The organism is Sulfitobacter mediterraneus, from assembly GCF_016801775.1.
Taxonomy (GTDB): domain Bacteria; phylum Pseudomonadota; class Alphaproteobacteria; order Rhodobacterales; family Rhodobacteraceae; genus Sulfitobacter; species Sulfitobacter mediterraneus_A.
In genome coordinates this window covers 909,652-930,891 of record NZ_CP069004.1, presented here as the reverse complement: position 1 = coordinate 930,891, position 21,240 = coordinate 909,652, and the positions used below count along the sequence as shown (strand labels likewise).

Annotated in this window: 23 protein-coding genes and 1 tRNA gene; 8 read left to right on the top strand and 16 right to left on the bottom strand. The window is 58.3% G+C overall.

Going from position 1 to position 21,240, the window contains the following annotated elements:
- The first annotated feature begins 302 nt into the window (after positions 1–302).
- Positions 303–1,703 (top strand): amidase family protein, encoded by a 1,401-nt coding sequence (locus JNX03_RS04495; RefSeq protein ID WP_203211235.1) that lies wholly within the window; start codon positions 303–305, stop codon positions 1,701–1,703.
- 305 nt (positions 1,704–2,008) lie between these two features.
- Here the strand turns inward: JNX03_RS04495 and JNX03_RS04490 are convergent, their stop codons facing one another.
- From JNX03_RS04490 to JNX03_RS04435, 12 genes are all read right to left on the bottom strand, one after another.
- Positions 2,009–2,446, bottom strand: a complete 438-nt coding sequence (locus tag JNX03_RS04490; RefSeq protein WP_203211234.1) for a hypothetical protein — start codon at positions 2,444–2,446, stop codon at positions 2,009–2,011.
- Between the two features lie 329 nt (positions 2,447–2,775).
- A tRNA-Arg gene (locus tag JNX03_RS04485) sits at positions 2,776–2,852 on the bottom strand.
- Between the two features lie 53 nt (positions 2,853–2,905).
- Positions 2,906–4,126 carry a cysteine desulfurase gene (locus JNX03_RS04480; protein WP_203211233.1) on the bottom strand — a complete coding sequence of 407 codons (1,221 nt, stop codon included), beginning with the start codon at positions 4,124–4,126 and terminating at the stop codon, positions 2,906–2,908.
- Positions 4,126–4,710: a Yip1 family protein gene (locus JNX03_RS04475; RefSeq protein ID WP_203211232.1), complete on the bottom strand. Its 585-nt coding sequence runs from the start codon at positions 4,708–4,710 to the stop codon at positions 4,126–4,128. The genes JNX03_RS04480 and JNX03_RS04475 overlap by 1 nt, the downstream gene beginning before the upstream one ends.
- Complete coding sequence (locus JNX03_RS04470; protein ID WP_203211231.1) at positions 4,707–5,192, bottom strand: YIP1 family protein; 486 nt, start codon at positions 5,190–5,192, stop codon at positions 4,707–4,709. The genes JNX03_RS04475 and JNX03_RS04470 overlap by 4 nt, the downstream gene beginning before the upstream one ends.
- The gene (gene sufD, locus JNX03_RS04465; RefSeq protein WP_203211230.1) at positions 5,192–6,472 is read right to left on the bottom strand and encodes a Fe-S cluster assembly protein SufD; all 1,281 of its coding nucleotides are present in this window, start codon (positions 6,470–6,472) and stop codon (positions 5,192–5,194) included. Before sufD ends, JNX03_RS04470 begins: the two co-directional genes overlap by 1 nt.
- A 2-nt stretch (positions 6,473–6,474) precedes the next feature.
- Positions 6,475–7,230 (bottom strand): Fe-S cluster assembly ATPase SufC, encoded by a 756-nt coding sequence (gene sufC / locus JNX03_RS04460; RefSeq protein WP_203211229.1) that lies wholly within the window; start codon positions 7,228–7,230, stop codon positions 6,475–6,477.
- A 43-nt stretch (positions 7,231–7,273) separates the two neighbouring features.
- Entirely contained in the window at positions 7,274–7,588 is a 315-nt protein-coding gene (locus JNX03_RS04455) for a YbjQ family protein (RefSeq protein ID WP_203211228.1), read from the bottom strand.
- The gene (locus JNX03_RS04450; RefSeq protein WP_203211227.1) at positions 7,585–7,944 is read right to left on the bottom strand and encodes a hypothetical protein; all 360 of its coding nucleotides are present in this window, start codon (positions 7,942–7,944) and stop codon (positions 7,585–7,587) included. Before JNX03_RS04450 ends, JNX03_RS04455 begins: the two co-directional genes overlap by 4 nt.
- Complete coding sequence (gene sufB, locus JNX03_RS04445; RefSeq protein ID WP_203212133.1) at positions 7,941–9,464, bottom strand: Fe-S cluster assembly protein SufB; 1,524 nt, start codon at positions 9,462–9,464, stop codon at positions 7,941–7,943. The genes JNX03_RS04450 and sufB overlap by 4 nt, the downstream gene beginning before the upstream one ends.
- A 35-nt stretch (positions 9,465–9,499) precedes the next feature.
- Positions 9,500–10,540: a cysteine desulfurase family protein gene (locus tag JNX03_RS04440; RefSeq protein ID WP_203211226.1), complete on the bottom strand. Its 1,041-nt coding sequence runs from the start codon at positions 10,538–10,540 to the stop codon at positions 9,500–9,502.
- Positions 10,541–10,640: 100 nt separating this feature from the next.
- The gene (locus JNX03_RS04435) at positions 10,641–11,102 is read right to left on the bottom strand and encodes an Rrf2 family transcriptional regulator (RefSeq protein WP_025046268.1); all 462 of its coding nucleotides are present in this window, start codon (positions 11,100–11,102) and stop codon (positions 10,641–10,643) included.
- Between the two features lie 176 nt (positions 11,103–11,278).
- On the opposite strand from JNX03_RS04435, the gene JNX03_RS04430 reads away from it, so the two are divergent.
- The 4 genes from JNX03_RS04430 to JNX03_RS04415 all read left to right on the top strand — a co-directional run bounded on the left by JNX03_RS04430 (position 11,279) and on the right by JNX03_RS04415 (position 14,118).
- Positions 11,279–11,932, top strand: a complete 654-nt coding sequence (locus JNX03_RS04430) for an alpha/beta hydrolase (protein ID WP_025046267.1) — start codon at positions 11,279–11,281, stop codon at positions 11,930–11,932.
- Positions 11,932–12,168, top strand: a complete 237-nt coding sequence (locus tag JNX03_RS04425; RefSeq protein ID WP_203211225.1) for a hypothetical protein — start codon at positions 11,932–11,934, stop codon at positions 12,166–12,168. Before JNX03_RS04430 ends, JNX03_RS04425 begins: the two co-directional genes overlap by 1 nt.
- A complete protein-coding gene (locus tag JNX03_RS04420; RefSeq protein ID WP_203211224.1) occupies positions 12,165–12,764 on the top strand; it encodes an HD domain-containing protein in 600 nt (199 codons plus the stop codon). Before JNX03_RS04425 ends, JNX03_RS04420 begins: the two co-directional genes overlap by 4 nt.
- Before the next feature lie 139 nt (positions 12,765–12,903).
- Complete coding sequence (locus tag JNX03_RS04415; protein WP_203211223.1) at positions 12,904–14,118, top strand: NADP-dependent isocitrate dehydrogenase; 1,215 nt, start codon at positions 12,904–12,906, stop codon at positions 14,116–14,118.
- A gap of 35 nt (positions 14,119–14,153) precedes the next feature.
- Here the strand turns inward: JNX03_RS04415 and JNX03_RS04410 are convergent, their stop codons facing one another.
- Both JNX03_RS04410 and JNX03_RS04405 read right to left on the bottom strand, forming a co-directional pair.
- The gene (locus tag JNX03_RS04410; protein ID WP_203211222.1) at positions 14,154–14,966 is read right to left on the bottom strand and encodes a class II glutamine amidotransferase; all 813 of its coding nucleotides are present in this window, start codon (positions 14,964–14,966) and stop codon (positions 14,154–14,156) included.
- 5 nt (positions 14,967–14,971) lie between these two features.
- Positions 14,972–15,175: a DUF6356 family protein gene (locus tag JNX03_RS04405; RefSeq protein ID WP_203211221.1), complete on the bottom strand. Its 204-nt coding sequence runs from the start codon at positions 15,173–15,175 to the stop codon at positions 14,972–14,974.
- A 119-nt stretch (positions 15,176–15,294) separates the two neighbouring features.
- On the opposite strand from JNX03_RS04405, the gene JNX03_RS04400 reads away from it, so the two are divergent.
- From JNX03_RS04400 to typA, 3 genes are all read left to right on the top strand, one after another.
- Positions 15,295–15,765 (top strand): Lrp/AsnC family transcriptional regulator, encoded by a 471-nt coding sequence (locus tag JNX03_RS04400; RefSeq protein WP_203211220.1) that lies wholly within the window; start codon positions 15,295–15,297, stop codon positions 15,763–15,765.
- A gap of 1 nt (position 15,766) precedes the next feature.
- Entirely contained in the window at positions 15,767–16,102 is a 336-nt protein-coding gene (locus tag JNX03_RS04395) for a DMT family transporter (protein WP_203211219.1), read from the top strand.
- 172 nt (positions 16,103–16,274) lie between these two features.
- Positions 16,275–18,092, top strand: coding sequence for a translational GTPase TypA (gene typA / locus JNX03_RS04390; protein ID WP_203211218.1), 1,818 nt, complete (start codon positions 16,275–16,277; stop codon positions 18,090–18,092).
- A gap of 97 nt (positions 18,093–18,189) precedes the next feature.
- Here typA and JNX03_RS04385 read toward each other — a convergent pair whose 3' ends face one another.
- On the bottom strand, positions 18,190–18,477 hold the full coding sequence (locus tag JNX03_RS04385; RefSeq protein ID WP_203211217.1) for a DUF1330 domain-containing protein: 288 nt from the start codon (positions 18,475–18,477) through the stop codon (positions 18,190–18,192).
- A gap of 5 nt (positions 18,478–18,482) precedes the next feature.
- On the bottom strand, positions 18,483–21,140 hold the full coding sequence (gene alaS / locus JNX03_RS04380) for an alanine--tRNA ligase (protein ID WP_203211216.1): 2,658 nt from the start codon (positions 21,138–21,140) through the stop codon (positions 18,483–18,485).
- Between the last annotated feature and the right edge of the window lie 100 nt (positions 21,141–21,240).

Genomic DNA, 21,240 nt, shown 5'->3' with positions numbered 1-21,240 from the left:
ACTCCCCAAAGCGACACGCACCGCCTTGCCCCATGCCGAATCCGGGTCATGATCAAGGCGCAGATGAGTCATTACGCCTGCACCTGAGATCAGTCAATTGTTATTGTGAAGCCCAAAAACAACGCCCTTTTCACTCAAGTTAAGGTCAATAAACCGCAGGCCAACAATCCAAGCCGGGACGCTGCCCCGCCGCTTTGACCGCATCTTGGTTGCCAGCATCCTGCAACAGCCTAAACTGCCCTTGAAACGCCGCGCCAACTGGTCGGCGTAGATCCGGTTTTGCGGACAAAAGGAGAGCTGACATGACCCAGGTTTGGCAATGGACCGCCGCCCAGACGGCCACTGCGGTCCGCAACAAGGACATTTCGGCCACCGAAGTGACGCAAGCGCATCTGGACCGCATGGCGGAGGTGAACCCCAAGATCAACGCCGTGGTGCAGCAGTTCCCCGACGAGGCATTGAGCGCGGCACAAAAGGTTGATCAGGCCATCGCGCGCGGCGTTGATCCCGGCCCGCTGTGCGGCGTGCCTGTCACCATCAAGGTCAATGTCGATCAGGCCGGGCATGCCACGACAAACGGCCTCCAGTTGCAGGAAAACCTGATCGCCGAGGCCGACAGCCCGGTGGTGTCCAACATGCGCAAGGCCGGCGCGGTCATCATCGGACGCACCAACACACCCGCCTTTTCAATGCGCTGGTTCACCAAGAACAATCTGCATGGGCTGACGTTGAATCCCCGCAACAAGGCCGTTACCCCCGGCGGGTCTTCCGGCGGTGCGGCAGCGGCGGTTGCGGCGGGCATTGGCGCGATCGGACATGGCACGGATATTGCCGGCTCCATCCGCTATCCGGCCTATGCCTGCGGATTGCAGGGGCTGCGGCCCACCCTGGGCCGGGTTCCGGCCTATAATGCATCGGCCCCCGATCGTTTGATCGGTGCGCAATTGATGGCGGTGTCCGGACCTATTGCCCGCAGTATTGCGGATATCGAGCTGTCCTTGATGGCCATGTCAGCCCCCGATCTGCGCGATCCGTGGCATGTCGCGGCACCTTTGACAGGTGGTGAGTTTCCAAAACGTGCCGCCCTCGTCATCGCGCCGGACGGCATGCCCGTTGATGATGAGGTCAAAGCGGCACTGAGACTGGCCGCCGATCAGCTCAAAGACGCAGGTTGGACGGTGGATGAGGTCCGCGGCCCGCCCATGCGCCGTGCCGCAGAAACAAACGCCTGCCTGTGGATGGCCGACACGCAACTGGCCGCAACCGCAATGATCGAAAAGGAAGGCGACGTTGAGGCGCAGTTCGTGTTTGAGCAGATGTCGAATGATGCAGGGGATGTGGGCCAAGAGGAACTGATGAGCGCCCTGCAAACCCGCGTAAGCCTGATGCGGGAATGGGACATGTTCTTGCAAGATTACCCGGTTTTGATCTGTCCGGTGTCCGGCACCCTGCCCTTTGATCAGCAACAGGATGTGCAATCTCCCGAAGGCTTTGCCGCCCTTTATGAGGCGCAGCTCACCCAAAGGGCAGTGCCGGCGATAGGCGTGCCGTCCCTCGCCGTGGTGATGGGGGAAACCGCAGGGCGGCCCAATGGTGTCCAACTGGTCGGCCCGCGTTACCGCGAGGATATACTGCTGGCGGCAGGTGCAGTGATCGAGGCGGCAAGTGGCCAGCCAAAAGCGGTGGATCCAAATTGGGGCTAGGCTGGACTATTGGGGTCGCCTCAGAGTGCGCAATCCTCAGCGGGAGAGGTTTCTGCTACGTGTAACAAATACAGGGGCGGAAAAATGGCGGACCATAGAGGTCCCGGAGTTCCCCTTCTTTCAATGACTTAGAGTGAAAGATTTCAAATAATGCTCGTTATGTTTTTCAATGGCTCACAGCGAGTTTTTGAAAACGCGACCCGCTTCGAAAGGAAATGCGGTTCATGCGGCCGCGTCGTGACCATATTCGAAACTGTTTTGCGCAATTTTTAAACGCAAGAATGCGCCTCACTTGGCATCACAAACTAGAAGCCCTCTTGAACAATCAGGGAATTGTAGTGGTCAGAATCTGGTGAACCTGTTGTCACCAAGAATGTCTCGCCTGCTTCTCGGGTTTCGCAAATATCTTTCCCGTCCAAGGCAACCTTAACAGTAGAAACGCCATTTCTTGTCCGCATGCTCTCCAAAAGAAAGATCGTCTTATCTTTGCCACCACCATCATATTCAAGTGACAGAGCCATCTCGTTACCTTTGAGGCCTAAACCAAACAGCGGACTCTCACCAAATTCAATGCAAGCGATGTAGGGTTCGTTTCGCGCGACAGCGATCACGAACTTATCGAACTCCTCAATGTATGGAACAGCATGATTTTGGCCGTTTGACGTAGGTCTGTCAATCATCTGCGCAAGCAAGAAGCCCGCGACCATCGCGATCAAGATTGGCACATAAAGCATCAAGGTCATCGCTCCTTTGTGTCGTGCCCCATCCTAGCAGTCGGTGATGCTGACTGAAACAGTCAGATGTCGACAATGAGCCCTTGGGTGCCCTTCAAGAAAGCGAGCAAATTGCCAAATCTCCGATTTGGCAGCGCCCGAACCGCCCCTACGGGGCGGGCGCTTTGCTTCCACCCCTCGGTTCGGCCGCGATGGCACTTTAAAGGCAGCTAAGTCCGCGACGCAGACCTTCGCACGATGCTTTTGGGATCGAAACAAGAGCTGACCACGTAAAACCGTGTGGCCAAGTCTTCAAAAACGGAAGTAGGTAACTGAGATGACCGTCAGAAAAAGAGTATTGGCGGACCATAGAGGATTCGAACCTCTGGCCTCTGCCTTCGGAGGGCAGCGCTCTATCCAGCTGAGCTAATGGTCCCGCAAGGGGCGGTATAGCCAGCCTGCCCCGCCCCTGCAATCGAAAATCAAACCTTAGGCAAAGAGATCATGCGCAAGTTCGAGCGCGTCCACCAATGCGTCCACTTCACCGGTGGTGTTGTACATACCAAAGGACGCGCGGCAGGTGGCGGTGACCCCCAGATGTTCCATCAACGGACCGGCGCAATGGTGGCCTGCCCGCACCGCCACGCCCTTTTTGTCGAGAATGGTTGAGATGTCATGGGCATGCGCCGCGCCGTCCAGCGTGAAGCTGAAGATCGCGCCTTTGTCCGCCGTGGTGCCCTGCACCTGCAGCCAGTTCAGCCCGCCCAGCCGCGAGACAGCATAATCGCGCAGGGCGTCTTCATGCGCGGCGATACGATCCATGCCGATCTGCATCATATAATCCAGTGCCGCGCCAAAGCCGATGGTCTGGACAATGCCCGGTGTGCCGGCTTCAAACATCATTGGGGGGTCGTTGTAGGTGACACTGTCCTTGTGCACCTCCTTGATCATGTCGCCGCCGCCAATAAACGGGCGCATCTCGGCCATGCGTTCGGATTTGATGTAAATCGCGCCCGAGCCGGACGGGCCATAAAGCTTGTGACCGGTGATCGCATAGAAATCGCAGCCGATGTCCTGCACATCCACAGGCATATGCACTGCGCCTTGCGATCCATCCACCAGAACCGCGACACCCTTGGCATGGGCCGCCTCGGTGATCGCTTTGACATCGACCTTGGTGCCCAGGACATTGGACAATTGGGTGATTGCAACCAGCTTGGTCTTGGGGCCGATGGCATCAATCACCGCCTGCGGATCAAGCGCGCCGGTGCTGTCGGTGTCGACCCATTTGAGGACCACGCCTTGCCGTTCGCGCAGGAAATGCCAAGGCACGATATTGGCATGGTGTTCCATGACACTCAGCACGATCTCGTCACCGGCTTTCATGCGCGGCATGGCCCAGCCATAGGCAACCGTATTGATCCCCTCGGTGGTGCCGGAGTTCAGCACGATCTCGTTTTCCGTCTTGGCGTTGAGGAATTTTGCAATGGTGCCGCGCACCGCCTCATATTTGTCGGTCGCCAGATTGGACAGAAAATGCAGACCGCGATGCACATTGGCATATTCCATCGAATAGGCCTGCGTGATGGCGTCGATCACCACCTGTGGTTTCTGGGCCGAAGCGCCATTGTCGAGGTAAACCAAGGGCTTGCCGTTGACCTCCCGCGACAGAATCGGAAAATCGCGGCGGATCTGCGCAACATCATACATCAGTTCAAAACTCCTTGGGCGGTCAGCCCGATCAATGCAAGAAGGATCCCAAGACCCACAACCAGCCCGATACCGGACAGGATCAAAACAAGAAACGCCTTGCCCATCGAGGGCAGATGCAGGGCGGCGACCAAAAAATGCAGCATGACCCAAAGGCTCCACCCGGTCAGCACTATGGAGGCCAGTGTGGCCATCGCGGGCATCACAAAGGAGAGCACGATCAGGCCCAGCTCCGCCACGGCCCGCATCACCTGAAGCCAAACCATAACGGCCAAAAGCCCGTCGAGCGTGCCGCTTCCCCCGGTTGCGAGGCCAGTCCAATAGGCGGCGTGGACATAGACAACCATGATCCCCGCCACCAGAACAAACAACGCCAGGGGCGAATTTGCATAGCCGGGCAGGCTCATGGCGTTTGGCGTCAGTGCAATGAGCAGTGACAGAACAAAGGTATAGAGCGCGGCGACAAGCGCCATCGCGGTCCAAAGGGTTTCGCGGCTAAGCTGCCAGCTCAGGATTGTTTCAGCGGCACGCCGTGGCTCGCGCAGGGTGGTCCGGGCCAGAGGGATCAGAACATCGGGTGTCATGGCGCACCTTTGGCCGCGCCGCGCAATCCGCCCAGCCAGAACCACAAGAACACCGCAACCCAGATCACGCCCACAGAGGTCATTTCAATGCCGGGGCCGACAAATCCGGCAGTCAGCCCCCACAGCAGCAGGATGGGAGAGGCCGCAAGCAGCGCCCAGAAAAGTGCGACCCGCGCCCCGAACCCGCTCAGCGATGCGCCAAACGCCCGCGCCACCAAATGGCTGAGCGAGGCAATCAGATACAGCAGCAGAGGCGCGATAAAGAGCCACGCCATTAAGGTGCCGCCCATTGACATGCCAAGATCAGCACCTGTCTCATGGGCCTCCCGCGCCAGGCGCGGGGTCTGGGCGACAAACACCATCAGACATCCCAGCATCAGGTAGATCAGCGCACGGTCCTCGCGCGGCCCCTGCCCGGTCAGCCGGCGCACAACCTGCCCCGGCCCCCGGTAGGTGGCCACGATATCGCGGGTTGCCGACATCAGGCGCTGCGGCGTTGCAACCAGGACGACAAACGCCCAATCAATTCTTCGCGCAGCTCTTCTTGCTCGATTTCTTCAACCGCTTCGGCCAGGAATGCCAGCGTCAGCAAATCGGTGGCCTCGGCATGGGAGATCCCACGGGCCCGCAGGTAGAACAGAGCGTCCTCATCAATCGCACCGGAGGTGGAGCCATGTGAACAGGCCACATCATCGGCATAGATCTCAAGCTCCGGCTTTGCGAGGAACTGGCTGTCTTCGTCCAGCAGCAGGGATTGGCTGATTTGATAACCGTCTGTTTTCTGGGCATCTTTCTTGACCAAAATCTTGCCCTGAAACACGCCGGTTGCCCCGTTGCGCAGCACTTTCTTGAACACCTGGCGGCTTTCGCAATTCACCGCATCATGGGTGATGAACACCGTGTCATCGTGATGGAATTCCCCATCGCCAACACAGGCGCCCGCCACATGGGCGCTGGCATCGTCACCGGTCAATTCGATCACGCAATCATTGCGGGTCAACACGCCATTGACGGTCAGCGTAAAGGATTTGAACAGGGATTCCGCCCCAAGTCGGGCAAAGATATGGGTGGCAGCGCGGCGTTCATGATCGCGCCCCTGCGCGCGCACATGATGGAACTTGGCGCCATCCGCCACATCGACTTCCATGACCTTGTTGAACCGCGCAGCGGCCGGTCCGTTTTCCAGAACTGTAAGCTCCGCCCCGGCATCAAGCTTGATGCAATGGTGCAGGATCGCATCAGAAGTCTCTGATACATGGCGGTAAATCAGGCTGACTGGCTTGGATGGCTTGCCGGTCACATGGATCAAAACACCGTCTGTGGCAAAAGCGGTGTTGAGGCTGGCCAAGGGGCGTTCCACCGGATCTTGGCCGTTCAACTCAAGTGCGCCATAAAGATCACGCGCCCAATGCAGATCGCTTGTGGCTGTCGCCAGCCGCTCGATCGTGATCCCTTCAAGGCTCAGATCATCCGAGGCATCCGCATCAAAAACGCCGTCTACAAACACCACCTTGAGGCGGTCCATGTCGTCGAACAACGGCGCTTCGTCATTGCTAAGGACCGCGGCGGGAAGTGGGCTTGGCTGGATCAGCGTGTCCGGGCGGGTAAACTTCCAATATTCATCGCGTCGTTCCGGCAGACCCATAGCCCGCAACCGTGCCAAAGCCTCTTCGCGGGCCGTTTTGGACCAACCTGCACCGGGCATTTCCAACCCGGCAATCATCGCCTCGGTGGGCGAGAGTTTTTCTGCTGCATCTGCCATGTTCAGGCCACCTCGGCGAGAATGTCAGCATAGCCGTTGTTCTCGACTTCCAGGGCCAGTTCAGGACCACCGGTTTTCACGATCCGGCCATCTGCCATGATATGCACAACGTCCGGTTTGATGTGATCCAGCAGACGCTGATAATGGGTGATCACCAGAAATCCGCGTCCTTCGCTGCGCAGGGCATTCACCCCTTCGGCAACCAGTTTCATCGCGTCTACATCAAGCCCGGAATCGGTTTCATCCAGAATGCACATCTTTGGCTCAAGCATGGCCATCTGCAGTATTTCGTTGCGCTTTTTCTCACCGCCGGAAAAGCCCATGTTGACGGGCCGTTTGAGCATATCCGCGTCGATCTTCAGGTCTTTGGCCTTGGCACGCACCACCTTGAGGAATTCGGCCGCCGACATTTCCTCTTCGCCCCGCGCCTTGCGCTGTGCATTCACCGCGGTGCGCAGAAAGGTCATGTTGCCCACACCGGGAATCTCAACCGGATATTGGAACGCCAGGAACAAGCCAGCCGCGGCGCGTTCTTCCGGCTCCAGATCCAGCAGATCTTCGCCTTCCAGCGTGGCGGAGCCTTCGGTCACTTCATAGCCGTCCTTGCCGGACAGGACATAGGACAGCGTCGATTTGCCAGAGCCGTTGGGCCCCATGATCGCATGGACCTTGCCCGCCTCAACTTCAAGATTCACACCTTTGAGGATCTGCTTGTCTTCTTCTTCGAGCTTTACGTTCAGGTTCTTGATGCTCAGCATGTTATTCTTCCTATTCCGTGCCTTACGGCCAATTCTTCATGTATCAGCCTAGGCTGACAGCTGTTCCCGAGACGGACACCATCATCATGCTGTCCGAAATAATCTCATAATCAATGTCAATGCCCACAACCGCATCTGCGCCTTTGGATCTGGCTTCGTCTTCCAGCTCTGACATCGCGGTTTCGCGCGCATCGCGCAGTTTGGTTTCATACTGGCCGGAGCGGCCACCAACGATGTCCGTGACGCGGGCAAACATATCGCGCACGATATTGGCCCCCATAATCGCCTCGCCCACGACAATGCCGCGATAGGCGGCGATGCTGCGGCCCTCGACCGAGTTGGTTGTTGTAAGGATCACGTATCACTCTCCTTGCCCTTGGCGGCAAAAGGGATCTCTCCATCTTGCTGCGCCTGAGCGTATTTCAGACGAAATTCTTCTTGTTTCAATTCGTGCAGCTGCGATTGAAGCGCTTCGCCACGCGCCTGCAAATGACGCCTGCGCCAACCTTTGATTGCGATCCAAAAAATCGCGACCACCACAGCGCCCGCCGCGCCCCAGAAACCGGGCTGCGGCAAGCCAAACCAGGCGGCGCAGAACATCCCCCCCAAACCGACCAGAACAAACAAGCTCAGCGCACCCAGAACCGGCGTTTGAGCCAGCCCCGGACCTGCATCGGCATGCAATCTGGTGTGGTTGGAAGGTTGGTCGGTCACCCCACAGACCCTTCCAGAGAGATCGCCACAAGGGCCTGCGCTTCCATTGCAAATTCCATCGGCAAGGCCTGCAACACGTCCTTGCAGAACCCGTTCACGACCAGTGCAACCGCCTCTTCCTCGTCCATCCCGCGCGAGCGGCAATAGAACATCTGGTCATCATCCACCTTGGAGGTCGTCGCCTCATGCTCAACCCGGCTGCTGTTGTTCTTGACCTCGATATAGGGCACCGTATGCGCCCCGCATTGATCGCCAATCAGCAAGCTGTCGCACTGGGTGTAGTTGCGCGAATCCTTGGCCTTGGGGTGCATGGACACCAGCCCGCGATAGGTGTTCTGCGCCTTACCAGCAGAAATGCCCTTGGACACGATCCGCGATTTGGTGCGCTTGCCCAAATGGATCATCTTGGTGCCGGTGTCGGCCTGCTGCATGTTGTTGGCGATGGCGATGGAATAAAACTCACCCTGGCTGTCGTCGCCGCGCAGAATGCAGCTTGGATACTTCCACGTCACCGCAGAGCCGGTTTCAACCTGCGTCCACATCACCTTGGCCCGATCACCCCGGCAATCGGCGCGTTTGGTGACAAAGTTATAGATGCCGCCCTTGCCGTTTTCATCACCGGGATACCAGTTCTGAACGGTGGAATATTTCACCTCGGCGTCTTCTTCGATGATGATCTCGACCACGGCAGCGTGCAGCTGGCTTTCATCGCGCTGCGGCGCGGTGCAGCCCTCAAGGTAGGACACATAGGATCCCTTGTCGGCGATGATCAGCGTGCGTTCGAACTGGCCGGTGTTTTCGGCATTGATGCGAAAATATGTCGACAGTTCCATGGGACAGCGCACACCGGGCGGCACATAGACGAAAGATCCGTCCGAGAACACTGCAGAGTTCAGCGTCGCATAAAAATTGTCAGAAACCGGAACCACTGTGCCGAGGTATTTTTTCACCAGCTCGGGGTGCTCGCGAATGGCCTCAGAGATAGAGCAGAAGATCACCCCCGCTTTCTTCAGTTCTTCCTGAAAGGTGGTGCCAACGGATACGGAATCAAACACCGCATCTACAGCAACCTTGCGGCCCTCCGCAGGCGCATCCTCGGCGCCTTCGACACCGGCAAGGATCATCTGTTCCTTCAGCGGAATGCCAAGTTTCTTGTATGTTTCCAAAAGCTTGGGATCCACATCATCCAAAGACTTCGGCTTTTCGGCCATGCTTTTGGGGCGGGCGTAATAATACTGATCCTGAAAATCGATCTCGGGATAATCCACCATCGCCCAGTCCGGCTCGGTTTTGGTCAACCAGCGCTCATAGGCCTCTAACCGCCAGTTGGTCATCCACTCCGGCTCTTCGTTTTTCTCGGAGATCAGGCGCACGATGTCGGGGGTCAGACCCTTGGGCGCATATTCCATCTCGATGTCCGTGGACCAGCCGTATTTATACTTGCCGCCCACTTCGCGCACGGCATCCACGGTCTCCTGATCGACGCCCTCTTTGACGCCATCGTTCTCGTTCAGGGTCACAGTATCCAAGGTCTTGTTCCTTTCCGAAGGCGCGTTCAGGCGGCCCGTTGCTCGTGTTTTTTCAGTTTCGCCGTCCAGCTGTCCGCAAACCGCAGCACGTCATCTTGTGTCGTCTCCAGACCCAGCGAAACGCGGATCGCGCTCGCGGCCTGAGTGTCATCAAAGCCCATCGCCCGCAAGACAGCACTTGCACGCACCTTGCCGCTGGAACAGGCCGAGCCGGCAGAGATCGCAAATCCTGACAGATCCATCTGCATGACCTGTGTTTCGCCTTTCCAGCCGGGGGTTAGCATGCATAGCGTATTGGGAAGTCGCGCCGTGTCTTTCCCGACAAAAATAGTCTTGTTTTCGCCAGCCTCAAGAGCCTGCTGTAGAATATCGCGCAATTGGGCAATTTCTTCCCAGCGACCATTGGCCACATCCCGCGCTGCGGCCTCGGCTGCTGCGCCAAATCCGGCCATGCCGATGATGTTCTCGGTGCCCGACCGCCGGCCCATTTCCTGCCCGCCGCCCTTGATCTGTGCCGGCACCTCTTGGCCGCGCCGCAACACCAATGCGCCGATGCCCTTTGGCCCGCCCAGTTTATGCGCCGAAATCAAAGCCATGCGCACAGCGGAGCCGACAAAGTCCACCGGTATCTTGCCAAAGGCCTGTGTCATGTCGCTCAGAGCAAGCCCAGCAGGCAGATCCTGTAGCACACCGGTTTCGGAATTGGCCAATTGCAGGGTCGAATGCGCGGGATCGGCGATCTGGACATGCCCATCACCGTTCACCTGCAGATCCCCGCCAAGCCAAGCCCGCACCGCGTCATGCTCAATCGCTGCGCCAGCCAATTCACGCCCGTTCATCGCCAATGCCGCCGCCTCGGTTGCGCTGGAGGTAAAGACGATATCCGCACCCTCCGCCCCCATCGCCGCAGACACCTGCGCCCGCGCCTTTTCCACCAGTGCCTTCGCCGCGCGGCCCTCGGCATGCACCGATGATGGATTGCCCACCACATCCATTGCCGCAATCATAGCCGCACGGGCCTCTGCCCGCACGGGGGTGGTGGCATTATGATCCAGATAGACCCTCATGTTTTCTTTTTGGCCTCAAATATCTCCAGGGAGTTTGAGGGACAGCGTCCCTCATTCCCTATAAAATCATGTCGCGCTTGCGCGGCCTTTTGATAACGGCTCATGGCTCGTCCACCACGGCAAACAGGTTCGGTACAGCCGGACAGGGGACCAATTCGTTGGAGATCACATCCGACAGGCGGGTTTGATGCAAGAAGACGTAAACATGGGCGCTCAAACCTTCCCAAAGACGGTTGGTCAAGGATTGTGCGCGGCTGCCTGACGACCCGCCCGATGCGCCTGCACCTTTGTGCATCGCGTCAACGGTTTCATCCACTGCGGCCAGAATATCCACCACCCGGATCTCCGATGTGGGCCGCGCCAGCCGGTAGCCCCCCCCCGGTCCGCGCACCGACGTGACCAGTTCGGCACGGCGCAGCTTCACAAACAATTGCTCAAGGTAGGGCAGCGAGACCGACTGGCGCTCGGAAATATCGCCCAGAGACACCAAAGCCCCCTCCGGCTGAAGGGCAATATCGGCAAGGGCGACCATCGCATAGCGGCCTTTTGTTGACAGCTTCATCGCTGACCCCCCAATTTGCACCCGCTTTGATTGACGCGGGCGCATGAAAATGCATAAACGCTTAGACTGGCCCGCGTGAATAGCGCTCGGGCACAAGATTAGAACCGTTCTAAGGAGCCTTAGCGAATTTGTCAACTATTCGCGGGCCGCTTTGAACCATCCAGACAGGGACGCTCATGCCAGAGGTCATTTTCCCCGGACCAGAAGGCCGCCTCGAAGGCCGCTACCACCCCCAAAAAGAACGTGACGCACCCATTGCGATCGTCCTGCATCCGCATCCGCAGTTTGGCGGAACCATGAACCACAAAGTGGTCTACAACCTGCATTATGCCTTCTACAACATGGGTTTCACCGTGTTGCGGTTTAACTTCCGCGGTGTCGGGCGCAGCCAGGGTGAATATGACCAGGGCATTGGCGAGCTGTCGGATGCGGCCTCGGCGTTGGATTACCTTCAGTCGATGAACAACAATTCCAAACATTGCTGGGTTGCCGGTTTCTCCTTTGGGGCCTGGATCGGCATGCAGCTTTTGATGCGCCGGCCCGAAATCACCGGGTTTATCTCGGTCGCGCCGCCTGCGAATATGTATGACTTCAGCTTTCTGGCGCCCTGCCCGTCTTCGGGTCTGATCATCAACGGCACCGCCGACCGCGTCGCGCCGCCACCTGATACGGTCAATCTGGTGAACAAGCTGCATGAGCAGAAGGGCATCACCATCACCCACCAGGAGGTCGAGGGCGCGGGCCACTTCTTTGAAGAGCCGCATATGGATACGTTGATCACGTCGACCACGGATTACGTCAAACGCCGCCTGACGGAGACCACACGCTGATGGCAGATCCCGTCGTCATCGAAATGGCCAACAAACTGGCCGAAGAATGCCTCGCGGTTCAAAACGAGATCGGTGAAGACCGGTTGTTTATGGAGGTGGGCACCGTGCTTGGTGCCTCCTCCCAGACCCTTGAAGAGGCATTTTTGACCGCGATCCGAACCCGGATGGCGAATGATAAAGGCCGGTCGTTTCTGGCGCAGAAACTCAAGGCGCATCGCGCCGCGGGCGGTTCGTGAAAGACGGCGGTGGCCTTTCCCGGCTGGACCGGCAGATTGCCTTCCTCAACGAGGCGGATAAGCTCAAGAACACGATCCGCGCGACCGAGCTTTGTGACAACTCGCGCTACGAAAATTCGGCGGAACATTCGTGGCATCTGACCCTTTACGCGTTGGTGCTGGCAGATCAGGCTGGCCCGGATGTTGATTTAAACTTGGTCATCAAGATGTTGATTTTGCATGATTTGGTTGAGATTGACGCAGGCGACAATCCAATTTTTGGCGATCACGACATTGCACAGATGGAAGCCTTGGAACAGGCTGCGGCTGACCGGATTTTTGGGCTGTTGCCGGACGATTTGCGCGATGAGTTGCGCGCCATCTGGGAAGAGTTCGAAGCGGCGCAAAGCCCATCTGCGCAATTTGCCAAATCTCTCGACCGGTTTCAGCCGCCTATGCAAAACCTGCAATCGGGTGGCGGTAGCTGGACCGAGTTCAACGTCACCCAAGACCAAATCGCCGAGCGCGTCGGCAGCAAGATTGCCATAGGTGCCCCGCGCTTGTGGGACTATGCCAAGCAGCGCATCGCGGTGTTTTTTGCGGCGTTGGAGAGATAACATCTGTCCCTGGTCTTTTGCCGAATGATGAATAAGATCGGTTGGATTGCGCGGTATACTAAGGTATACAGACTTCCCCTGCACGGCATTCTGGGCTATGGCCTGCCTCAAAGATACCCAATACCAAAGGAACCGATCCATGACGAAGATTAAGGTAGAAAACCCCATCGTCGAGCTTGATGGTGACGAAATGACCCGGATCATCTGGGATTTCATCAAGAAAAAGCTGATCACGCCCTATCTGGATGTGGATCTGAAGTATTATGACCTTGGCATCCAAGCCCGTGACGAGACCGAAGACCAGATCACCATTGATGCCGCCGAGGCGATCAAGAAGTATGGTGTCGGTGTCAAATGCGCGACCATCACACCCGATGAGGCTCGGGTAGAGGAATTTGGCCTCAAGAAGATGTGGCGTTCGCCCAATGGCACAATTCGCAACATTCTTGGCGGTGTGGTGTTCCGCCAGCCGATCATCTGCAAGAACGTGCCGCGCCTTGTGCCCGGTTGGACCAAGCCGATTGTCATCGGGCGCCATGCCTTTGGCGATCAATACCGCGCCTCCGACATGAAATTCCCCGGCCCCGGAAAGCTGACCATGAAATTTGTCGGTGAGGACGGTACGGTGATGGAGCAGGAGGTCTATGACGCCCCTTCTTCCGGTGTTTACATGGGGATGTACAACCTCGACAGTTCGATCATTGATTTTGCGCGTGCCTCATTGAACTACGGTTTGAATATTGGGTGGCCGGTCTATCTGTCCACCAAAAATACCATTTTGAAACAATACGATGGCCGCTTTCTTGAGTTGTTCCAGAAGGTCTATGAAGAAGAGTTCGAAGCCCAGTTCAAGGAAAAGGGCATCACCTATGAACATCGCCTGATCGACGACATGGTCGCCTGCGCGATGAAATGGAACGGCGGCTTTGTCTGGGCCTGCAAGAACTACGATGGCGATGTGCAATCGGACACCGTTGCCCAGGGCTTTGGCTCGCTTGGGTTGATGGCTTCGCAGCTGATGACACCCGATGGAAAAATCGTTGAAGCCGAGGCGGCGCATGGCACAGTGACGCGCCATTATCGCCAGCACCAAAAGGGCGAAGAAACCTCCACCAATTCCATCGCGTCGATCTACGCCTGGACCGGCGGCCTCAAGCACCGTGGCAAGCTGGACGACAACGCGGCTCTGACCAACTTTGCCGAAACGCTCGAGCGGGTGGTCGTGGACACCGTGGAAAGCGGGCAGATGACCAAGGATCTGGCCCTGCTCGTTGGTCCGGATCAGGGGTGGCTGACCACCATGGGGTTCCTAGAGAAAATCGACGAAAACCTGAGCAAGGCGTTGGCAGGGTAAGAAACAACGGGCCGCAGAGTTGCGGCCCTTATCGTTCAGACGGCACGCAGTTCCGGCGTTTGGGCCTGCGCGTAGATGGGCGCAAAAGGCTCAATCTTGACCTCTGTGGCGGTGAACCGGCAAAAGCTGCCCTTGGGCACTTCGATCCAATTGCCGAAGGCTGTGTCGTAGGGTTCTGAGACCACCGACCAGCCCTGCCAGTCATCATTCCACTGATAAAACATCGACGGGGCAAGATCGTCGGAGGCATAGCGCAGTGCGTAAAGCGTTACCCCGTCCGAGAACCCTGCCGCCATGCGCATATGTGGCCCCTGCCCTGATCGCAGGGAACGGGCCTCAAACGCGCCAACGGCGGCTTGCATGGCGGCTTTTGGGTCGTTGTCCAACCCCATGCCGCAGGCCACCAGAAACAACGCTTCGCTGTCGGTGGCGCCCTTGCGATGGGCATAAAGCGCATCAGGGATCATCATGTCGGCGTCCTTGCGAAAGCTGTCAAAGCCGCCCACTTGCCCGTTGTGCATGAAAGACCACTTGCCCTGCACAAAGGGATGGCAGTTGTTGCGGCTGGTCGCGGTTCCGGTCGAGGCGCGAACATGGGCCAGAAACAGACGCGCGCGCACTTGTTCGGCCAATGATTTCAGGTTTGCATCCGACCAGGCCGGATAGACATCCCGGTAAAGGCCGGGATTGGGATGTTGGTCATACCAGGCCAGCCCGAAACCATCCGCGTTGATCGCGGTTTTGCATTTGCTGGCCTCGCGGGACTGCTGGATCAAGGAATGATCCGGGGCGGTCAGAATTTCGCTTAGAAACAGGGGTTTGCCCTGCCACGCCGCCCATCTGCACATAGAGATCAGCCCCGGTTGCAGGTGCGCTCATAGAGCGTCTTGATGATCCCGCTGGCGGTCTTTTCACACAAGGCAGGCACAAAGGCGTGGATCAGCGCCGCACCCGCCGCAGCGAACAGCAGGCCAGAGAATTTCAGTGCGAAGAGCATATGCTCAAGGAAAGTTTCATCCACTTTGGCCGGATGGTCGAGGAAAAGACGTGCGATCATGAGGGGGCTCCACGTTGAATTTGCGTTTGCCCAATGTAACCGCAGTGGCCTGTGCATTTTTCCCAAAGTCTGCGCCAATTTTCTTGATCACGTGAAATTTTCCCGTGATACTCGGATTTATGGGATCAATTGACGACATAGACCGGAGAATACTTGCCGAATTGCAACGCGATGCGGGCAAATCACTGGAATCACTGGGTGAGGTCGTTGGCCTGTCGCGCAATGCCTGCTGGCGCCGGATCAAGGCCATGGAAGACAGCGGGCTGATCCGGTCGCGGGTGACGCTGCTCGATCCGGTGCAACTCAACCTCGGTCTGACGGTATTCATGCAAATCCGCACCAACGCCCATGCGCCCGATTGGCTGGATACCTTTTCCAAGGCCACCCTTGGCATGCCGGAGATCCTGGGTGTGTACCGGATGACCGGGGATCTGGACTATCTGATACGGGCCCGTGTGGCGGATATGGCGGATTACGATCGTCTTTATCAGGCGTTGATCCGCAAGGTGCCATTGTCCGATGTCTCGGCCAGTTTTGTGATGGAAGAGATCAAGGAAACCACGCAACTGCCCGTGCTCAGAAGGATTTGACATGCCCGTTCACTATATATGGCTGATTGTTGCCATCGTTACCGAAACCCTTGGCACCACCGCACTGCAAGCCTCTCAACAGTTTTCACGGTTCTGGCCATCGGTGGCGGTCGTGCTGTTTTACGGGCTGTCGTTCTATTTCATGGCGCTGGCGCTCAAGGTGATGCCAGTGGGCATTGTCTATGCGATCTGGTCTGGCCTCGGGATTGTCCTGATCGCGGGGATCGGCTTTGTCCTGTTTGGTCAGAAGCTGGATCTGCCCGCGATTTTGGGGCTCGGCCTGATCATCTCTGGCATCGTTGTGATCCATCTGTTTTCCGGCAGTCAAACCCACTGAACCGCGCAGGACCGTCGGGCCGCCGGGCCGCGTTGTGAAAGGCCCGTTGCGCTATGACGCTGCGGCAAGTGGATGACAGCGGGCAACAGCCCGCCGAGTGATCCGCTTTTGGGCTGGCCTTTGTCCCGCCTGCACGTTAGGGGGCAGCAACTTTGACACAAAGGCTGATCCCATGGACCTGCGCAATATCGCAATCATCGCTCACGTTGACCACGGCAAAACCACGCTGGTGGACGAGCTTCTGAAACAATCCGGTACCTACCGTGAAAACCAGGCCACCACCGAACGGGCCATGGACAGCAACGATCTGGAGCGCGAACGCGGCATCACGATCTTTGCCAAGCCGACTTCGGTCGAGTGGAAAGGCACACGTATCAACATCGTGGACACCCCCGGCCACGCCGACTTTGGCGGCGAGGTTGAGCGGATCCTGTCGATGGTGGACGGTGTTGTCCTTCTGGTGGATGCGGCTGAAGGCCCGATGCCCCAAACCAAATTTGTGACCTCCAAGGCGCTTAAGCTGGGTCTGCGGCCGATCGTTGTGATCAACAAGGTCGACAAGCCGGATGGCGAACCGGACCGGGCGCTGGACGAATGCTTTGACCTTTTTGCCAGCCTTGATGCGACAGACGAACAGCTGGATTTCCCGACGATGTACGCCTCCGGTCGCGCCGGTTGGGCCGATCACGAACTTGACGGCAAACGCGAGGGTCTGGACGATCTGTTCCAGTTGATCCTTGACCACGTCCCTGCCCCCAAGCAGATCAGCGAAACCGACAAGCCGTTTACCATGCTCGCAACAACTCTGGGCGGTGATCCGTTCCTGGGGCGGTTGCTGACGGGGCGTGTTGAAACCGGCACGTTGAAAGCTGGCCAAACGATCAAGGCGATGTCGCGTGATGGCTCTTTGATTGAAAACTTCCGTTGCACTAAAATTCTCGCGTTTCGTGGTTTGGATCAAACGGCAATTGACGTGGCCGAAGCGGGCGACATTGTTTCTATTGCGGGCATGACCAAGGCCACCGTGGCCGATACGCTGGCCGATCAATCCGTTAGCGAAGCCATCCCGGCACAGCCGATTGACCCGCCCACCATCACCGTGACCTTTGGCATCAACGACAGCCCGCTGGCGGGCCGTGACGGCAAGAAAGTGCAGTCCCGCGTGATCCGTGAACGTCTGTTGAAGGAAGCGGAATCAAACGTCGCGATCAAGATCAGCGACACGCCGGGCGGCGATGCCTTTGAGGTTGCGGGCCGCGGCGAATTGCAGATGGGCGTTCTGATCGAAAACATGCGCCGCGAAGGCTTTGAGCTGTCGATCTCGCGTCCGCAGGTTCTGTTCCGCGAAATTGATGGGGTTCGCCATGAGCCGATTGAAGAGGCCACCATCGACGTGGATGACGAATATTCCGGCGCCGTGATCGAAAAGATCACCGGCGTGCGCAAGGGTGAGCTGGTCGAGATGAAACCAGCCGGCGCCGGCAAGACCCGCATCGTGGCCCATGTGCCATCGCGTGGCTTGATCGGTTATCACGGTGAGTTTCTGACCGACACGCGCGGCACGGGCGTGATCAACCGGGTGTTCCACGAATGGGCACCGCACAAGGGGCCAATTCCGGGCCGCCGTGCAGGTGTTCTGATCTCCATGGAAAACGGCACATCGGTGGCCTTTGCCCTTTGGAACCTCGAAGAGCGCGGCAAGATGATGATCGGTGCACAGGCCGATGTGTACACCGGCATGATCATTGGCGAGCATTCGCGCGAGAACGATCTGGAAGTGAACCCACTGAAGGGTAAAAAGCTGACCAACGTGCGGGCCTCTGGCACCGATGAAGCGGTGCGCCTGACCACGCCAAAGATCCTGTCGCTGGAAGAGGCGATTGCCTATATCGACGATGATGAGCTGGTGGAAGTGACGCCAAATGCGATCCGTCTGCGGAAGCGTTACCTGGATCCCCATGAGCGCAAGCGCATGGCAAAAGCGGGCTAAATCAGGTTCCGGTCGCTTGATGCGACCGGACCGCAGCGGGGGGCCAACCCCCCGCACCCCCCGGAGTATTTAAGGCCAAAAAGGTTGGAGACAGGCGTTATTCGTTGGTCTCGATGATCATCAGCTCGCGCTCGGACGCGCCGCGGGCATGGTTCAGTGCCGCCTGATAAGCCTCTGAGTGGTAACATTTTTCTGCGGTTTCCACGTCGGGGAACCGGGCCACGACATTGCGTGGCCGTTCCTTGCCTTCAAGCTGAACGAAACGGCCGCCACGGGCGATAAACTCGCCCCCGTGTTCGGCAATGGCGACGGTCGCGCCCGCGGCGTATTTCTTGTATGCCTCTTCGTCGGTGACGGTGACATGTGCAATCCAAAGTGCGCCCATGGGTCTTATCCTTTTATTGTGTTTTCGGCAGCGGCGATGGCCGCTTGCGCGTTGTCGGCGCTTTTGCCGCCGCCTTGTGCCATATCGGGGCGGCCACCGCCGCCCTTGCCGCCCAATTCGGCCACTGCCGCCTTGACCAGATCAACGGCAGACAGATCGCCCTTGAGATCATCGGTAACGCCTGCGGCCACAGCCGCCTTGCCGCCCGCGTCGGCAATCAGCAGCACTGCGCCGGAGCCCAGCTGAGCCTTGTGTTCATCAACCAGCGCAGGAAGATCCTTGCCGGTAACACCGCTGAGCACCTGGGCGATGAATTTGACGCCATTGACCTCGCGCACGTCTGGTGCTGCGCTGCCGCCGCCGGACATCGCCAATTCGCGGCGCAGTTGCGCCACCTCGTTGGACAGCGCCTTGCGTTCATCCATCAGGGCGCGGACGCGGTCTGGCACATCTGTTGTGGCTGTTTTGAGGGTTTCCGCGACGCGGGAGAGCGCGGCCTGTTGATCGCGCAGCCAGTTCAGCGCCTCGGCCCCGGTCAGGGCTTCGATGCGGCGCACGCCGGCGCTGCTGGCGCTGTCGCCCAAGAGGACAAAGGCGCCGATATCGCCGGTCTGGCGCACATGGGTGCCGCCGCAAAGCTCCAGTGAATAGGTGGATTTGTCCGTGCCTTTGCCAGAGCCGTCTTGCCGCCCCATGGAGACCACGCGCACCTCGTCGCCGTATTTCTCACCAAAGAGCGCCTGCGCGCCGAGAGCGCGGGCATCGTCCGGTGTCATGATGCGGGTTTCCACCGGTGTGTTCTGGCGGATGTAGTCATTCACTTCGCTTTCCACGCCCGACAGCTCTTCCGGGCTGAGCGCCTTGGCATGGGAGAAGTCAAAGCGCAGCCGGTCAGCAGCATTGAGCGAGCCGCGCTGCGAGACGTGATCGCCCAATGCGCCGCGCAGGGCTTCATGCAGCAGGTGCGTGGCGGAGTGATTGGCGCGGATGGCGGTCCGGCGGCTGTGATCCACCTCGAGAACGGCGGCTTGACCTACTTCAACTTCGCCTTCTAACACCTTGCCTATATGGGAGAAAACGCCAGCGGTTTTGCGGGTATCGGTGATTTGCACCTTGCCCGTTTCGGTGCGGATTGTGCCGCTGTCACCCACCTGACCACCGGATTCTGCATAGAACGGGGTCTGGTTCAGGGCGATTTGCACGGTGTCGCCTTTGCCTGCCTTCTCGGTCAGGTCGCTGCCTTGCACAATCGCAGCGATCTGGCCCTCGGCGGTTTCGGTGTCATAGCCGAGGAAATCCGTGGTGCCGTGTTTGTCTGCCACATCGAACCAAACCGTTGCATCTGCCGCTTCGCCCGAACCAGACCATGCTGCGCGCGCCTTGGCTTTCTGCTCGGCCATTGCGGTGTCAAACCCGTCTGTGTCCACAGCGCGGCCCTGTTCGCGCAGGGCATCTTGGGTCAGATCCAGCGGGAAGCCGTAGGTGTCATACAGTTTGAACGCCGCCGCGCCCGGCAAGGCGGCGCCCTCTTCCAAGGTGCTTACCTCGTCTTCGAGCAGTTTCAAACCGCGCTCAAGGGTTTGTTTGAAGCGGGTTTCTTCGAGCATCAGGGTCTCGGTGATCAGTGCCTGCGCCTGTCCAAGCTCTGGATAGGCCGAGCCCATCTGGCTTACCAATGCGGGGACCAGTTGATACATCAGCGGGTCTTTTGCGCCGAGCAGATGCGCATGACGCATGGCGCGGCGCATGATCCGGCGGAGGACATAGCCGCGTCCGTCGTTGGAGGGCATCACGCCATCGGCAATCAGGAAGGAGGTGGATCGCAGGTGATCAGCGATCACACGGTGATGCACGTTGCCGCTGGTGAACGGATCCATGTGCAGCGCATTGCCGCTGGCCTCAATGAGGGCGCGCATGGTGTCGGTCTCGTAATTGTCGTGTTGGCCCTGTAACAATGCGCCAATCCGTTCCAGCCCCATGCCGGTGTCGATCGACTGCATCGCGAGCGGCTTCATGGAGCCGTCTTCGAATTGTTCGTTCTGCATGAAAACGATGTTCCAGATCTCGATGAACCGGTCGCCGTCTTCCTCTGGTGTGCCGGGAGGGCCGCCGGGGATGTGATCGCCGTGGTCATAGAAAATCTCGGTGCAGGGGCCGCAAGGGCCGGTTGGTCCCATACGCCAGAAGTTGTCGTCGGTGGCGATGCGGATGATCCGGTCATCGGGCAGGCCGGCGACCTTCTTCCAGATCTCGGCGGCCTCATCGTCGGTGTGGTACACCGTGACCAAAAGGCGCGAGGCGTCGATGCCAAAGTCCTTGGTCAACAATTCCCAGGCAAAGGCGATGGCCTCGGCCTTGAAATAGTCGCCAAAGCTGAAGTTGCCGAGCATTTCAAAGAAGGTGTGGTGGCGGGCGGTGTAGCCGACATTGTCCAGATCGTTGTGCTTGCCCCCTGCCCGCACACATTTTTGCGCGGTGGTGGCACGGACATAGTCGCGCGTTTCAACCCCGGTAAAGAGGTTCTTGAACTGCACCATGCCGGAGTTTGCAAACATCAATGTCGGGTCGTTGCGCGGCACCAATGGGCCGGATGGCTCAATCGCGTGGCCCTGTTTGCCGAAATAGGACAAAAAGGTGGAGCGGATCTCGTTCAACGTCTTCATAGGTCAGGCCTTCCGGGGCAAAAATCTTCCTTTTCAAATAGCCGCGCAAGAGAGGGCTGTCCACAGGGCCGCCCATGAAAAAAGGGCGCAACTCAATGCT